The following is a 14,739-nucleotide window of genomic DNA, read 5'->3' as shown; positions in this document are numbered from 1 at the left end:
CGTCATATGGAGGCGATGGGCGATCAACTATCGGAATGCTTGCATAACCGCTCAGTGATTGATCTGCATCGCAATGGTAATTATTGTGTTCAAATGAGGAATTATTTTCCGCCGGGCTTGCGCGATGGGCAAATCGCTACCACGTACAAACCGAATTTGCCGGACGAGGGACTTCTTAAGTAAGAACCGGCAAAGGATGCGGAAATACTTCTGAGAACACCAATACGGGAACCGGCCAATCGCGAGCTGATGACAAGGCGCGAGTCTGACCGAGCAAACTGGATGACGACGCATGGCACGCACGCCTGTTAACATACTTCGCGCCTCGACTCTGCTGATTGCGGCAGCTGTTGCTTCGGCAGCATTTGCCCAGGAACAGCCGGTCGCAAAGCCGCAGCAGAACCTGCCGGCAATCGTGGTGACGAAGGCATCCACCCGCACCCTCGTCGACCGCGTTGTTGCGACCGGTACGGTAAAGCCTGTCGAGGAAGTTTACATTCAGCCTCAAGTCGAGGGATTGTCGGTCCGCACGTTGAATGCCGATGTTGGCGACAGGGTTCAAGCCGAGAGCACGCTGGCGACCCTGAACGAGGACGCACTCATCCTACAGAAGAGCCAGATGCAGGCCACGAAGGCCAAAAACGAAGCGAGCCTTGCGCAGCTTCGCGCTCAGTTGATCGAAGCGCAGGCCAATGCAGAGCAGGCGCGCCAACAGCAGGCACGCGCCCAGGAAATGGGCAAGAAGGGCACGGTTTCCACGGCGACGGTCGAGCAGGCGGATGCCGCAGCGGCTTCGGCCAATGCCCGTGTCGATTCCGCAAAGCAGGCGATCCAGGTCGCCGTCGCCGAGATCAAGGTGACTGAGAGCCAGATCGCGGATGCCGATCTGAAGCTGGCGCGCACCGACGTCAAGACGCCGGTCGGCGGTACCGTCGCAGCCAAGAACGCCAAGATCGGCGCGATTGCACTCGCGAGCGGTGATCCGCTCTTCACGATCATTCGCGACGACAAGATCGAGCTCGTAGCGGAAGTGGGTGAGGGCGACATCGTCAAGGTCCAGCCCGGCCAGAAGGCCACTCTCTCGCTCTCCGGTAGTCGCGAGAAGGTGACCGGCTCCGTACGCCTGGTTTCGCCAACCGTCGATCCGCTCACACGCCTCGGTTTGGTCCATATTTTGATCGATGACTCCAGCAAGGCACGCTCGGGCATGTACGGCAGCGCTGACATAGTCGTGCGCACCACCGAAAACGTGGCGCTCCCGGTCTCAGCCGTGCTGTCGGGCAACGAGGGATCCTCGGCCCGCAAAGTCGAGAACAGCGTCGTCAAGTTTGCCAAGGTCGAAACCGGCATCCAGGACGGCGCCTATGTCGAGATCATCAAGGGATTGAAAGCCGGCGACGAGGTCGTAGCCAAGGCGGGCGCCTATGTCCGTGACGGCGACCGCATCACGCCGGTTCGTGAACAGCCACCGGTTTCCAACTGAGAGACGGCCGATGAACTTTTCAGCCTGGTCTATCCGAAATCCAGTCGCATCGCTTCTGGCGTTTGCACTGCTGCTTTTCGTCGGCATCCAGTCGTTCAACAAGCTGCCGATCACGCGTTTCCCGAATATCGACGTTCCGCTCGTTTCCATCGTCGTGACGCAGAGCGGCGCTTCGCCCGCCGAGCTCGAGATGCAGGTGACGAAGGAGATCGAGGACGCCGTTGCCAGCATAACCGGGATCGATGAGATCCAGTCGACGGTGACAGACGGCCAGTCGCAGACGGTCGTCATGTTCCGTATGGAAATTCCGACCGAACAGGCCGTTCAGGACACCAAGGACGCGATCGACCGCATCCGCAGCGACCTGCCGGCCAATGTCGAGGAACCAATCGTCTCGAAGATCGACGTCGAAGGCCAGGCGATCCAGACCTTTGCCGTCTCGTCGCCTGATATGACGCTCGAAGAACTCTCCTGGTTCGTCGATGATACCGTCAAACGCGCCCTGCAGGGGCAGGCGGGCATCGGCCGCGTTGACCGCTACGGCGGCGCGGACCGCGAAGTGCGCATCGAGCTCAATCCCGACAAGCTGAACGCCCACGGCATCACCGCCGCGAGCGTGAACCAACAGCTGCGCGGTACGAACGTCGATCTCGGCTCCGGCCGCGGCCAGGTGGCAGGTAGCGAACAGGCGATCCGCGTGCTCGGCGATGCCCGAAATGTCGCCGAGCTCGCTAACACGACGATCGCGCTGCCGAACGGTCGTTTCGTCAAACTGTCTGACCTCGGCGCCATCAAGGACACCTATCAGGAGCCAAAGTCCTTCTCGCGCTTCGATGATACGCCTGTCGTCACCTTCGGCGTGTTTCGATCGAAGGGCGCCAGCGAAGTCACCGTCGCGGAAACCGTGGCCAAGAGCCTCGAGAAGGTGCGCGCCGAAAACCCCAACGTCGGCATCGAGCTGATCAGCGACTCCGTCTACTTCACCTACGGCAATTATGAAGCGGCCATCGATACGCTGATCGAAGGCGCGGTGCTTGCGATCATCGTCGTCTTCCTGTTCCTCCGGAACTGGCGTGCAACGTTGATTTCGGCAGTCGCATTGCCGCTGTCGGCGATCCCGACGTTCTGGATCATGGACCTGATGGGCTTCTCGCTGAACCTCGTCAGCTTCCTGGCCCTGACGCTTGCGACAGGTATTCTCGTTGACGATGCGATCGTCGAAATCGAGAACATTGCCCGTCATATCAAGATGGGCAAGACCCCCTATCGCGCCGCAATCGAGGCCGCCGACGAAATCGGCCTCGCGGTCATCGCAACGACCTTCACGATCATTGCCGTGTTCGTGCCGGTGTCGTTTATGCCCGGCATCCCAGGCCAGTACTTCATTCAGTTTGGTCTCACGGTCGCCTTCTCCGTCTTCTTCTCGCTCATGGTGGCACGCCTCATCACGCCGATGATGGCTGCATACCTAATGCGTGCGGAAGACGGTATCGAAGACCATCACGACAATGATGGTCGCTTCTTCCGCGGCTACACGCGCCTCGTGCGCGCCACGACCCGGCTGTGGTGGACCCGCTATGCGACGCTGATTGCGGCAATCGCCTTCCTCGTCGGCTCCGTCATGTTGCTTGCGCAGGTGCCCGGCAGCTTCCTTCCGCCGGAAGATGCATCGCGCATCGTCCTATCCGTAGAGCTGCCGCCGAACGCGACGCTCGACGATACCGAAGCGACGACGAATGCGATCTACAAGGACGTGAAGGATATCGATGGCGTTGAAAGCGTCTTCGTGCTCGGCGGCGCTTCGCCGAAGGGCGACCTCGAACTGCGCCGCGCGACCGTCACGCTGACGCTCCATAAGCTCGACCAGAGGCTTTCGAAGAAGCTGGTCGACGACTTCCTTGGGGCGCTGCCGGTCATCGGACCGCACCTGCCCAAGGTGGAGCCAAAGGGCCGCGTTCGGCCGCAGTGGGATATCGAGAAGGAGGTCTTTTCCAAACTCCGCCATATCCCTGACGTGCGCATCCTGAAACTCAACGATCGCGGCGAGCGTGACCTTTCGTTCAACTTCCTCTCGAAGAACGAGAAGGACCTGAACGACGCTGTGGGTATCCTGGAATCAAAGCTGCGAGCCGACCCGCTTTTGGCGAACGTCAGCGCCGAGGGCGCCCTGCCCCGTCCTGAACTTCAGGTCCGTCCACGCAAGGACCAGGCTGCCCGTCTCGGCATCACCCCGCAGCAGATTTCCGAGACCATCCGCGTCGCCACCATCGGTGACATTGATGCAGCCCTCGCCAAGATCAACCTGGACGATCGCCAGATCCCGATCCGCGTACAGGCGTCGCTTAATATGCGCCGCGATCTTGCCGCCTTGCGGGCGCTGAAGATGCAGACGGCGAGCGGCGGCACCGTGCCGCTCTCCACCGTCGCCGACATCGACTATTCGGAAGGCGTCAGCTCGATCAAGCGCAACAACCGCTACCGCGTCGTCTCGATCGGGTCCGACCTGCCGCAGGGCGTGGCACTCGACACGGCATCCGCCCGGTTCCGGCAGATCGTCAACGAGGCCAAGGTTCCTCCGACGGTTCAACTGGCCGAAAGCGGCGACACGAAGGTGCAGACGGAAATGCAGCAGAGCTTCGTCAACGCCATGTTGATGGGCCTGATGCTGGTGCTGACGGTGCTGATCCTCCTGTTCAAGGACGTGATCCAGCCTTTCACCATCCTGTTCTCGCTGCCGCTTGCGATCGGCGGCGTGGCAGTCGGCTTGCTCGTCACCCAGAACCCGCTCTCGATGCCTGTCATGATCGGCATCCTGATGCTGATGGGTATCGTCACCAAGAACGCGATCCTGCTCGTCGACTTCGCCATCGAGATGCGTCATCGCGGCATGGAGCGCGTGGAAGCCATGGTCGAAGCAGGCCGCAAGCGCGCCCGCCCGATCATCATGACCTCGATCGCGATGTCGGCAGGAATGCTGCCGTCAGCGCTCGGCGTTGGCGAAGGCGGTTCTTTCCGTGCGCCGATGGCAATCGCGGTGATCGGCGGCATCATTGTGTCGACAGTACTTTCGCTGGTCGTCGTGCCCTCGTTCTTCCTGATCATGGACGACCTGTCGCGCTTGCTTGCCTGGATGTTCGGCCGTTTGGTGGGCAGGAAGGACAAGGAAGACCTGGCCATGTCCCGCGACGAGCTCACCCAGGCGGTTGGCGCCCTCGAAGGCCGGGTAACCGCAATCGAGACCCCTGAGGGCAAGCGCGGCAAATCAGGCAATGTCGTGCGCCTGCCACCTTTCGCGGCGGAGTAGCCGCGCAAACCAAAAGCCGGGGCAACTCCCCGGCTTTTTATTGGCTGACGTTTGATCGAGATCAAGTTCTGAACCTCGTCTCCCGGTTACCCTTACCAAGTATCAGGTAGGGGCGGCACGTGCCGCACCGCAGGGAGAAACAGATGGCCAGAGCTTTGAAACTGAGCAGCGCGCAGCAAGCGATGCTTGGCGGTGCGTTGATCGCATCCAGCCTTGATCGGGATGAGCAGGATGCACTGCTGTCTTGCGCGGTGGCGGTGCGCTACGAGCCGCAGGACGTTCTCTTCCGTGAGCACGAGAAGGCACGTTACTTCTACTGCGTGCTAAATGGCTATGTTCGCCTCTATCGCGGCTCGAATGACCGCGAAGCGGATATCAGTATCTGCGAGCCGGGCGACAGCTTCGGAGAATGCCTCGTGCTCGCCGGCGAAGGATACAATTATAGCGCTCAGGCAATGGAGCACGCGATCCTTGCCCGTTTCGACATCGCGCAGGTCAAAGCGTTGCTCGACCAGCGGCCGCGTATTGGCGGCGCGATCGCGCGCAGCCTTTCGCAGCATTTGCTTTCGACCATGGAATGCCTGGCGCGCGATCGCATGCAGACGAGCCCGCAGCGCGTCGCGCATTATCTGCTGGCGCACTGCACCAATGAGGGTACGCGGGCCTCCTTGCGCCTGCCATTCCAAAAGAGCCTTCTGGCGCGAAAGCTGGGTCTGGCGCCGGAGGCGCTGTCGCGTGCCTTCTCCACCTTGCGCACATCCGGCGTAAGCGTTTGCGGCCGCGCCATCGCGATCGAGGATATCAATGTGCTGAGGCAGGTTTAGCTAGAGGCCGCCCTGTTCCTTGAGGAAGCTGACGATGGAACTGACGCCATCGCCGCGCTTCATGTCGGAGAAAACGAAGGGCCGTGCCTGGCGCATCCGTGTCGCGTCGCGGTCCATGACATCCAGGTCCGCGCCGACATAGGGAGCCAGATCCTTCTTGTTGATGACAAGAAGATCCGACTTGGTAATGCCGGGGCCGCCCTTGCGTGGGATTTCTTCGCCCTGGCAGACGGAAATGACGTAGATCGTGATGTCAGCCAGATCAGGAGAAAAGGTGGCAGCCAGATTGTCGCCTCCCGACTCGATGAAAACGACATCGAGATCGGGGATCCGCTCGTTGAGGCCAGCGATGGCCTGCAGGTTGATTGTCGCATCTTCGCGGATTGCAGTGTGCGGGCAACCGCCGGTCTCCACGCCAACGATCCGATCCGACGTCAGAGCCTGCATGCGCATGAGCGCTTCGGCATCCTCGGTCGTATAGATGTCGTTGGTGACGACCGCCACCGAATATTCGTCGCGCATCGCCTTGCAGAGCTTCGCGGTCAGCGCCGTTTTGCCGGAGCCGACCGGTCCGCCGATGCCCACACGCAGCGGCCCGTTGCCTGATTTCATGTTCTGAACTCCAATAGCAGCCGATGATAGCGCGCAACCGGGAGGGCGGCCACCGGCAAATGACGCAGGTCGTGACGGCTGGCGGCGACCTGCCAGATCCCGGTCACGATCGAAAGAGCCGCGTCGACTGCGTCTCGTGGCGCAGCGACATGATATCGGCCTGGATGGTCGCCACTCCAAGATCGTCGAGCGTGGACGTGGCTGACCGCTTCGCAATCCGTGCGATATCGCCTTCAAGGCGCGCCAGGATGGCAACACCGTCCTTCTGCCCGGCAACGCCGAGACGGATGCCTGCGGAAACCGCCTGCGAGAGATAGGCATGCAGGAATGCCGCAATCGCCCTTTCCGATGCAACCTCATGCGCACCCGCCACAGCGCCCAGCGCAACAGGATATGGCACGTGTTGCGGCAATCGATCGAACACCTCATCGGGCCAGGCACGGGCGGCAGCGACAAACGCGTCGCCAAGCAGCATCGTCTCCTGATGACGCTCGCGCGCGCCAGCAAGTGCTTCAGCAAGCTCCGCCAGTTCACCAAGCCGGTCGCGCTGCCCGTGGCAGCGGTGGCTCTCGGCAAGCAGGACTGCGTCGTTCCACACAACCCCGCGCTCGATGAGGTTCAACGCCCACGTCGCAAGCGAATGAGCGTCGATGACCAACCGATCGTGAACGGCCCGCTCCAGGCCACCTGAATAGGCAAAGGAGCCGACGGGGAAGGCCGGCGACAGCCACGCCATCAGCCGCAGCAAGGCCTGCAGGTCGCCATCCTCCGTCATGTTCGCTCAATCGTGCGCGTGATGGGCATGATCATGACCGGGCGCGTGTCCGTGGGAATGGTAGGCACCGCGGGCGGGCTGAAACGGCTCGGCAACCTCCCGGACCGTCGCACCAAGCCCTTCGAGCATGGAGCGGATCACATGATCCCGCAGGATGAGTATGCGGTCTTCCTCGATCTGTGCGCCGAGATGTCGATTGCCGAGGTGCCATGCGAGTTCGATCAGGTGCAGGCGGTCCCTGCCCTTGACCTCGAAGAGCTTCTCTTCGGCCGCCACGATCTCGATGAGTTCGCCGTCATCGAGAACAAACATATCGCCACTTGCAAAAAGCACCGGCTCCTTGAGGTCGAGCATGACCATCTCGCCGTTTTCGAGATGGAGCAGCTTGCGCCGCAAATGCCGCAGATCGTGCGGCAGAACCACTTTTCCGATCGGGGTGGAGGAGGGCGTGCCGGCAGGCAGGTAGGAAGTAACGCGTTGCATGACGTGTCCAATTCGCTTGAGACTGCGACCATGCAAAATCGCCCGGCGCGATGCAAGAAGGAATGGGGCCGGACGGGTATGCTGCCCGACTTTCTTCAGGCCAGTCGGGCTTCGTCACAATCCGCGCTCATCGCGCGCGCAGCTGCAGCTTCCTCCGGCAGATGCCTGCGCCAACCCGGATGCAGTCCCTCGTTCTCATGCACGACACGGTTTCGACCGAGCGCCTTTGCCAGTGCGCGCGAGACGCTGAGTTGGTGCATCGCGTGACCCGCCACCAGCGACAACACACTGGAAACAGCCCCGCCAATCAGCCACGACAGCACCACGCCATAGACCACACCATCGGCGAGCGGCACGGGCAGCACCCCCATCCAGTCGAGCGGCGGCAATATGAGGAGGATCACGACCGACGACAGCGTCACGGCAAGCAAGCTCATCTTGAGAGCGAACACGTAAATTGTGTGGCGATCCTGGAAATCGCCAAGCTCCGCCTGGAGTGAAATTCTCATGCGAATCGACCTTCTTGCCCATCGCCAAGCCCATTGCTTAGAGGCCAACTGCTGCCGGGTTCTTAAGTGAATTGTTAAGAGTTGAACGAGTTTAGTGAATTGATCGACGGCGGGAAAATGCCCAAAAACGCGACATTTTCAATGATGAATCGCGCTGCGAGCGCTGTTATTCAAGCAATTGATTTTGCAATACTTTTCCAACCACGCTGCTGCGACTGTCCGATTACGGACAGGACGCCCCAAGGTGGAACACGTCACAACAAAAAACAACCAAGGGGAGATTAGGCTTAACGTGCGACCTAAGGAGCGACCGGCGCCTCTGCACCGGCCGCGCCGGATCAATCAGAACAGGAAGTACCGCTGCGCCATCGGCAGCACGGTCGCCGGCTCGCAGGTCAGCAATTCGCCGTCGGCGCGCACTTCATAGGTTTCTGGATCCACCTCGATCTGCGGTGTCAAATTGTTGTGGATCATCGACGCTTTGGAGATGCCGCCGCGGGTGTTCTTGACCGCGATGAGGTCCTTGGCAACGCCAAGGCGTCGCTTGAGGCCGGCATCGAGTGAAGCCTGCGAGACGAAGGTGACGGACGAACTTGTACGCAGCTTGCCATAGGCAGCGAACATCGGTCGGTAGTGCATCGGCTGCGGTGTCGGGATCGAGGCATTCGGATCGCCCATTGGTGCCGCAGCGATCGAGCCGCCGAGCAGCACCATCTCCGGCTTGACGCCGAAGAAAGCCGGGTTCCACAAGACGAGGTCGGCGCGCTTGCCGACTTCGACCGAGCCGATCTCATGGCTGAGGCCCTGGGCGATCGCCGGATTGATCGTGTATTTGGCAATGTACCGACGGACGCGGAAATTGTCGTTCTCGCCCTTCTCTTCCTTGAGCCGGCCGCGCTGACGCTTCATCTTGTCAGCCGTCTGCCAGGTGCGAATCGCCACTTCGCCGACGCGGCCCATCGCCTGGCTGTCGGACGAGATGATCGAGAACGCACCGATATCGTGGAGAATGTCTTCAGCGGCGATCGTTTCCTTGCGGATGCGGCTTTCGGCGAAAGCGATGTCTTCCGGGATTGACGGCGACAGGTGATGGCAGACCATCAGCATGTCGAGGTGCTCGGCGATGGTGTTGACCGTATAGGGACGCGTCGGGTTGGTCGACGACGGAATGACGTTCGACTGGCCGCAAATCTTGATGACGTCAGGCGCATGGCCGCCGCCGGCACCCTCGGTGTGGAAGGCGTGAATCGTGCGGCCCTTGATGGCGCCGATCGTGTCCTCGACGAAGCCGCTCTCGTTCAGCGTGTCGGTATGGATCATCACCTGAATGTCGTATTCGTCGGCCACCGAAAGGCAGCAGTCGATCGCGGCAGGCGTCGTGCCCCAGTCCTCATGCAGCTTCAGCGACGAAGCGCCGGCCAGTACCATTTCCTCAAGTGCAGCAGGCAACGAGGCATTGCCCTTGCCGGCAAGCGCAAGGTTCATCGGGAAACCGTCGAAGCTCTCGATCATCCGCTCGATATGCCAGGCGCCTGTACAGGTCGTGGCGAGCGTGCCATGTGCCGGGCCGGTGCCGCCGCCCAGCATACACGTGACGCCTGACATCAGTGCCTCCTCTATCTGCTGCGGGCAGATGTAGTGGATATGTGCATCCATGCCGCCGGCCGTGATGATCTTTCCTTCGCCGGCAATGGCTTCGGTCGACGGGCCGACGATGATGTTGACGCCAGGCTGCGTATCCGGATTGCCGGCCTTGCCGATCGCCGCGATACGGCCGTCCTTGAGGCCGATATCCGCCTTCACGATGCCGGTGTGGTCGATGATGACCACATTGGTGATGACGGTATCGACTGCGCCATTGGCGCGCGTCACCTGGCTCTGCCCCATGCCGTCGCGGATCACCTTGCCGCCGCCGAACTTCACCTCTTCGCCGTAGGTCGTGAAATCCTTCTCGATCTCGATAAAGAGCTCCGTATCGGCAAGGCGCACCTTGTCGCCGGTGGTCGGACCGAACATGCCGGCATAAGCAGCGCGGGAAATCTTGTAAGGCATATGTCAGGCTCCTTGGGAGGAAGAAAGAGACGGTTCAATTGCGTAGCGCACCAGCCGGCCATTGGCGATATAGCTGTCGACGAGTTGCCTTTCGGCGACGAAGGGATGCCCCTCCCAGCCGGCATGGCCGAAGCCGGCAAGACCGATTTCGGCATCCGGAAAGCGGCGGAAGGTTTCGGCAATCGCGATAAGCCCGGTGCTCGGCACGACGTAAGGCTCGGGGTGGAACGCGCTCAGCGCCTCCTCCACCGCTTCATGAATCACTTTCTCAACGACCACATGCCGTTTGCCCGCTTCCTCGCAGAAGTCTTTGAATTCACTCGTATAATCGTCGCATAAATCGTCGAGATCGGGATGGGAAGCGGCCAATGGCGCCCGCATGGCGGCAAATTTTTGGGGATCGCGCACGCACCAGATCTCGGAGGCCTCCACCACGCCCGGCAGCGCCCGCCAGCTTGCCGCCTCCGTCATCGCCTTGCCCGGCCTGCCCGTATTGCAGACGGCAACGGCATCTGTCCGGCCAGGGCTTGCGGCATAGGACCGGCACTCATTGAAGCGGACGACAAAGCCCGCAGCGGCGATCGCCGCGCGTCCCTCCTCGCTCACGTCACCATTGCCGACGATCATGATCCTCTGTCCCACGTCAGTTGCCCAATGCGTCCGAGAGCTCTTTCAGCTCCTTCGTGCGCTGGTCCGTCAGGTTGGCGAGGCAGCCCGCAACCAGCATCGGCTCCATCGACCCGCCTCGCGCTTGAAAGCCCTCGGCCTGGCATTCGGCGTCGCGGTAGGAGATCCAGGCCCGCTGCGCGGTAAGCAACGCCTTCTCTGCGCCGCGGTCCTTCTCTTCCAAGTTTTTGTCGACGTCCGCCGTCTGCGCGCGCGTCTTCTTCCATTGCTCGTTAAGCGCCTTGTCTGCCGTGTCGTAGCGATCCTGCTCGCAGCTTGTCATCTCCATCTGCGTCTGCGGGTTCTTGCAGTCCGTCTGCTGCGCAAACGCTCCCGAAGCGGCAGCCATACCGCCCGCCAACGCCAGCAGGCCAATCGTCCACTGCATTTCTTCCTCCGGATTCTCGTCAGAGCTTGCCCATGACGAGCTGGCGGAAGCCGTAGACCTCGCGCTTGCCCGAGAGCGGGATCAGCGTCACCGAGCGCGTCTGGCCAGGCTCGAAGCGGACGGCCGTTCCGGCCGGGATGTCGAGACGCATGCCCTGCGCTTTGTCCCTGTCGAAGGAGAGACCGGCATTGGTTTCCGCGAAATGATAATGGCTGCCGACCTGCACCGGGCGGTCGCCGGTGTTGGCGACGTCAAGCGTCACGGTCGGCGCGCCGACGTTCAGCTCGATCTCGCCGCTTGCGGCGATGATTTCTCCTGGGATCATGTTTTTCTCCTCACGCGGCCTTGACGGGCGCACAACCCTCGGCCTTCAGGACACGTTTTGTCGATGCCGGGTGCTTGGCGAGCATCGCGGCCGGCCGAACCGGGCGACGCACGAGGTCCCCGCCGCAATTCGGGCAGACGCCACCGAGCACATCGGCGACGCAATCGGCGCAGAACGTGCATTCGAAGGTGCAGATCATCGCCTCGGCACTGTCGGGCGGCAGATCCTTGTCGCAGCATTCGCAGTTGGGTCGCAGTTCGAGCATTGCCGCCTCCTCAGCGGATCGGTTCGTGCACCGTCACAAGCTTCGTTCCATCCGGGAACGTCGCTTCGACCTGCACGTCATGGATCATCTCGGCAATGCCTTCCATCACCTGATGACGACCGATGACATGGGCGCCGGCTTCCATCAGCTCCGCGACGGGCCGTCCGTCTCGAGCTCCTTCGACGACAAAATCGGTGATGAGCGCGATCGCCTCCGGGTGGTTGAGCTTAACGCCCCGCTCCAGCCGCCGCCGCGCGACCATCGCTGCCATCGAAATCAGCAGTTTATCTTTTTCTCTCGGTGTGAGGTTCATCGTGCATCCATCTGCTTGAACAAAGCGTGATGCCGAAAAGTGTGAAGCGGTTTTCGGACAACATCATGCTCTACTTCTTTAATTTAGAACAGGATTCAGATTTCAGGTCGAAACGACAGGAAATCATCTGGTTCTAGAGATTCCAGACTTTCGGTACCGGCGCTCCATTGCGCAAGGTCGAAATGATCGGGATCAGGATTTTTCTCAAGGCGAAGCCATCCGGCGCCGAGAGGCGCACGACGAGCTTGCCGGCCCAACTGCTGGCACCACCCCTATGTCCCTCGAGCAAGGGACGCGCGGCGCTGAGATAGGCGTCCGCGAGCGGCCCGACATAGAGGACCGTCGCGAAGGCAACCTTGCCGCCGAGCACCGCATCGGCCCGGGTGAGCAAGGCAACGTCGCCGATGAGCTGGAGGTCCTCCGCATGGCAGAGCTTGCCCCCCTTGCGGATGCGCCAGCGGTCACGGAAAAGCCCGGTTTCGACGGCCTCCCCCATCGCCTTGCGGCCGAGCAAGATCGCCTCGACGGCAAGGAACTCCGAATCGTCCTCAAGGTCGACGTCGAGCCGGCGAAACAGCGACGAGCGATCGAACAGAATGGTTTCCTGCGGCAACCAATCCACCCGCGCCTTGGCACCAACGGAAATGGTCGTGGTGACCTCGGCCGTCGCTGACGATGCCTTATAGATTTTTTCGCAGGCCTGTGTGGTGACATCGATGCGCGTGTCGGGACCGGCATCGATGCTCCAGTTCATCCGGTCGCCGCCCGTCAGGCCACCTGCCGTATTGATGATGACGGCTTCCATGGAGGAATCGAACGTATCCGGCAGGCGAATCTTCGCCGCTCCTTCCTGATAGAGCTCTCGCAGCCGCGTACGACCGTCGAGTGCCTTCGCAGCCAGATGCCCGCGCCCCTCGGCCCTCTGCGGTCTCGTGGCTGCCGCGGCGTTCGTCATTCCATCCCCTTCCAGCGCGTCGCCGCTTGTCCCGGCCGTTCTCATTGATGTCTCTAAACGATTACAAGCAATTCCTGTGCCGTGCCGAGCCGGAGTGCGGCTGGCAACATAAGGCAAGCTCCCCTTGGCGCGCTGCCGGCAAAAGCGGCATTTGCCTAATGGACCAGCACGATCTCAAACCGTAAGACACCGGTGCCGCCAGCACGATCTCGTCGCGATCCATGATGTGGAGCTAGTCTAAAAATCGAGAGACTGCTCGACCAGCAGGTCGCCATGTCGGTGCTGTCGCGCGCATAGCTGATCGCCAAAAGTTCGGAGGAAGTTGCATTGATCCGCACAGCGACAGGGCGCGACATTGCCCGGATCGGATACGGGCCAACATTTCCGAAGACATTCTGTCCGATCCCTCCAAGGTCACACTTGACGATCTCCGTTGGCTCATCGCCAATCCCGGTGTCCTTGTCGGGAAGAAGACGGCGACATGACAAGCTTCGCGGCGGCGTCACCCGCAACGGCTTCATTTGAGCACTGTTCGTGGATGAGCGATACGGCAACCGTGGCATCTGACGCGCCCTGCTTGAGCGAGCCTGCACACCCTTGAGATCTGCCGGCTTCGAGCGGATCTGGTTGACGACGGATCCGGCAACGAGAGCGGAGAATTTGTACCGTCGCGCCGGCTGGCGCTTGATCGGCCACCGAGACGGCGAATGGCTTTTTGAGCTGAAGCTCTGGCCCGACGGCAGTTCGCCAGGCGTGGGCGAAACTCAGGCAACGCGATCCGGTGGCGATCTGCCTTCAAAGAAGGCGGTGATGTTGTCGACGACCTTCATTCCCATGGCTGTGCGCGTTTCCTCCGTTGCACTACCGAGATGTGGCAGCAAAACGACGTTGCTCATGGCTTTCAGTGCATCCGGTACATGCGGCTCGGCCTCATACACGTCGAGCCCGGCACCGCGAATGACACCGTTCTTCAACGCATTGGTCAGCGCTGCCTCGTCGACGACATCGCCGCGAGCCGTATTGATCAGGAACGCGCCCGGCTTCATCGCGGCAAGCCGCGCAGCATTCATCAGGTGCCGGTTCTCTGCTCCACCGGGGCAATGCAGGGACACGAAGTCGGACCGCGCCAACACGTCCTCGACCGTCGGCAATTGCCGCGTGCCGTAGCGCGCCGCTTCCGCCGGATCGACCGGCGACCTGTTGTAGAAGACCACCTCCATCCCGAAGCCGAAATGGCAGCGCTGTGCAAACGCCTTGCCGATGCGGCCGAAGCCGATGATGCCGACGGTCTTGCCGGTCACCTTCGTCCCGATCATGTGCGTCGGGCACCAACCGCCCCACTCACCGGCACGCAGCTGGCGCTCGCCCTCACCGCCGCGTCGGGCGACCGTCAGAAGCAGCAGCATGGCGATATCAGCCGTGCAGTCGGTCAGCACACCGGGGGTGTTCGTCACGACGATACCGCGGTCCTTGGCGGCGTTGATATCAATATGATTGTAGCCGACCCCAAAATTGCCGAGTATGCGCGCGCGCGCCATCGCCACGTCAAAAACGCTCGCCGGCAACTTGTCGGAGACGGTCGGCAAAACAGCGTCATAGTTTCCGATCGCATTGCTCAGCGCCTCCACGCTCATCGCCGCATCGTCGAGATTGAATGTTGCATCAAACCGTTCCGAAAGAATGCGCTCGACGGCTGACGGCCACCGGCGCGTGACGAGAATGCGTGGCTTGGACATGAGAAACCGTTCCGGATGCTGTGATTGGCTTCCTAGCCAGTAGCGCAAA

At 61.3% G+C, this 14,739-nt stretch carries 15 protein-coding genes; 3 read left to right on the top strand and 12 right to left on the bottom strand.

What is annotated here, in order from left to right; translation table 11 throughout:
* Positions 1-292 precede the first annotated feature (292 nt).
* From BSG20_RS10375 to BSG20_RS10365, 3 genes are all read left to right on the top strand, one after another.
* The gene (locus BSG20_RS10375) at positions 293-1,483 is read left to right on the top strand and encodes an efflux RND transporter periplasmic adaptor subunit (protein WP_072374490.1); all 1,191 of its coding nucleotides are present in this window, start codon (positions 293-295) and stop codon (positions 1,481-1,483) included.
* 10 nt (positions 1,484-1,493) lie between these two features.
* On the top strand, positions 1,494-4,787 hold the full coding sequence (locus BSG20_RS10370; RefSeq protein WP_072374487.1) for an efflux RND transporter permease subunit: 3,294 nt from the start codon (positions 1,494-1,496) through the stop codon (positions 4,785-4,787).
* Positions 4,788-4,930: 143 nt separating this feature from the next.
* A complete protein-coding gene (locus BSG20_RS10365; RefSeq protein WP_072374484.1) occupies positions 4,931-5,611 on the top strand; it encodes a Crp/Fnr family transcriptional regulator in 681 nt (226 codons plus the stop codon).
* On the opposite strand, the gene ureG is transcribed toward BSG20_RS10365, so the two are convergent.
* The 12 genes from ureG to BSG20_RS10300 all read right to left on the bottom strand — a co-directional run bounded on the left by ureG (position 5,612) and on the right by BSG20_RS10300 (position 14,690).
* On the bottom strand, positions 5,612-6,223 hold the full coding sequence (gene ureG, locus BSG20_RS10360; RefSeq protein ID WP_072374481.1) for an urease accessory protein UreG: 612 nt from the start codon (positions 6,221-6,223) through the stop codon (positions 5,612-5,614).
* Positions 6,224-6,326: 103 nt separating this feature from the next.
* Positions 6,327-6,998, bottom strand: a complete 672-nt coding sequence (locus BSG20_RS10355) for an urease accessory protein UreF (protein WP_072374478.1) — start codon at positions 6,996-6,998, stop codon at positions 6,327-6,329.
* 6 nt (positions 6,999-7,004) lie between these two features.
* Positions 7,005-7,481 (bottom strand): urease accessory protein UreE, encoded by a 477-nt coding sequence (ureE, locus tag BSG20_RS10350; protein WP_072374475.1) that lies wholly within the window; start codon positions 7,479-7,481, stop codon positions 7,005-7,007.
* Positions 7,482-7,576: 95 nt separating this feature from the next.
* Positions 7,577-7,990: a hypothetical protein gene (locus tag BSG20_RS10345; protein ID WP_072374472.1), complete on the bottom strand. Its 414-nt coding sequence runs from the start codon at positions 7,988-7,990 to the stop codon at positions 7,577-7,579.
* Positions 7,991-8,332: 342 nt separating this feature from the next.
* Positions 8,333-10,042 carry an urease subunit alpha gene (gene ureC, locus BSG20_RS10340; protein ID WP_072374469.1) on the bottom strand — a complete coding sequence of 570 codons (1,710 nt, stop codon included), beginning with the start codon at positions 10,040-10,042 and terminating at the stop codon, positions 8,333-8,335.
* A 3-nt stretch (positions 10,043-10,045) separates the two neighbouring features.
* Positions 10,046-10,669 (bottom strand): amidohydrolase family protein, encoded by a 624-nt coding sequence (locus BSG20_RS10335; RefSeq protein ID WP_072374637.1) that lies wholly within the window; start codon positions 10,667-10,669, stop codon positions 10,046-10,048.
* 16 nt (positions 10,670-10,685) lie between these two features.
* Positions 10,686-11,096 (bottom strand): lysozyme inhibitor LprI family protein, encoded by a 411-nt coding sequence (locus tag BSG20_RS10330; RefSeq protein ID WP_072374466.1) that lies wholly within the window; start codon positions 11,094-11,096, stop codon positions 10,686-10,688.
* Between the two features lie 19 nt (positions 11,097-11,115).
* Positions 11,116-11,421: an urease subunit beta gene (locus BSG20_RS10325; protein ID WP_072374463.1), complete on the bottom strand. Its 306-nt coding sequence runs from the start codon at positions 11,419-11,421 to the stop codon at positions 11,116-11,118.
* A gap of 10 nt (positions 11,422-11,431) precedes the next feature.
* A complete protein-coding gene (locus BSG20_RS10320; protein ID WP_072374460.1) occupies positions 11,432-11,686 on the bottom strand; it encodes a DUF1272 domain-containing protein in 255 nt (84 codons plus the stop codon).
* Between the two features lie 10 nt (positions 11,687-11,696).
* Entirely contained in the window at positions 11,697-11,999 is a 303-nt protein-coding gene (locus tag BSG20_RS10315) for an urease subunit gamma (RefSeq protein ID WP_007533656.1), read from the bottom strand.
* 133 nt (positions 12,000-12,132) lie between these two features.
* Positions 12,133-12,954, bottom strand: coding sequence for an urease accessory protein UreD (locus tag BSG20_RS10310; protein ID WP_072374458.1), 822 nt, complete (start codon positions 12,952-12,954; stop codon positions 12,133-12,135).
* A gap of 764 nt (positions 12,955-13,718) precedes the next feature.
* Positions 13,719-14,690, bottom strand: a complete 972-nt coding sequence (locus BSG20_RS10300; RefSeq protein WP_072374452.1) for a 2-hydroxyacid dehydrogenase — start codon at positions 14,688-14,690, stop codon at positions 13,719-13,721.
* Positions 14,691-14,739: the final 49 nt, after the last annotated feature.

Source organism: Rhizobium tibeticum (assembly GCF_900110205.1).
Lineage (GTDB): Bacteria > Pseudomonadota > Alphaproteobacteria > Rhizobiales > Rhizobiaceae > Rhizobium > Rhizobium tibeticum.
This window is presented reverse-complemented; position numbering and strand designations above follow the sequence as displayed.

Bases quoted from the DNA above. Each gene is read 5' to 3' on its own strand.
- ureG (WP_072374481.1), bottom strand. From the start codon at position 6,223: ATGAAATCAGGCAACGGGCCGCTGCGTGTGGGCATCGGCGGACCGGTC.
- BSG20_RS10365 (WP_072374484.1), top strand. From the start codon at position 4,931: ATGGCCAGAGCTTTGAAACTGAGCAGCGCGCAGCAAGCGATGCTTGGC.
- BSG20_RS10325 (WP_072374463.1), bottom strand. From the start codon at position 11,421: ATGATCCCAGGAGAAATCATCGCCGCAAGCGGCGAGATCGAGCTGAAC.
- BSG20_RS10375 (WP_072374490.1), top strand. From the start codon at position 293: ATGGCACGCACGCCTGTTAACATACTTCGCGCCTCGACTCTGCTGATT.
- BSG20_RS10355 (WP_072374478.1), bottom strand. From the start codon at position 6,998: ATGACGGAGGATGGCGACCTGCAGGCCTTGCTGCGGCTGATGGCGTGG.
- ureE (WP_072374475.1), bottom strand. From the start codon at position 7,481: ATGCAACGCGTTACTTCCTACCTGCCTGCCGGCACGCCCTCCTCCACC.
- BSG20_RS10335 (WP_072374637.1), bottom strand. From the start codon at position 10,669: ATGATCGTCGGCAATGGTGACGTGAGCGAGGAGGGACGCGCGGCGATC.
- ureC (WP_072374469.1), bottom strand. From the start codon at position 10,042: ATGCCTTACAAGATTTCCCGCGCTGCTTATGCCGGCATGTTCGGTCCG.
- BSG20_RS10320 (WP_072374460.1), bottom strand. From the start codon at position 11,686: ATGCTCGAACTGCGACCCAACTGCGAATGCTGCGACAAGGATCTGCCG.
- BSG20_RS10300 (WP_072374452.1), bottom strand. From the start codon at position 14,690: ATGTCCAAGCCACGCATTCTCGTCACGCGCCGGTGGCCGTCAGCCGTC.
- BSG20_RS10315 (WP_007533656.1), bottom strand. From the start codon at position 11,999: ATGAACCTCACACCGAGAGAAAAAGATAAACTGCTGATTTCGATGGCA.
- BSG20_RS10310 (WP_072374458.1), bottom strand. From the start codon at position 12,954: ATGACGAACGCCGCGGCAGCCACGAGACCGCAGAGGGCCGAGGGGCGC.
- BSG20_RS10345 (WP_072374472.1), bottom strand. From the start codon at position 7,990: ATGAGAATTTCACTCCAGGCGGAGCTTGGCGATTTCCAGGATCGCCAC.
- BSG20_RS10330 (WP_072374466.1), bottom strand. From the start codon at position 11,096: ATGCAGTGGACGATTGGCCTGCTGGCGTTGGCGGGCGGTATGGCTGCC.
- BSG20_RS10370 (WP_072374487.1), top strand. From the start codon at position 1,494: ATGAACTTTTCAGCCTGGTCTATCCGAAATCCAGTCGCATCGCTTCTG.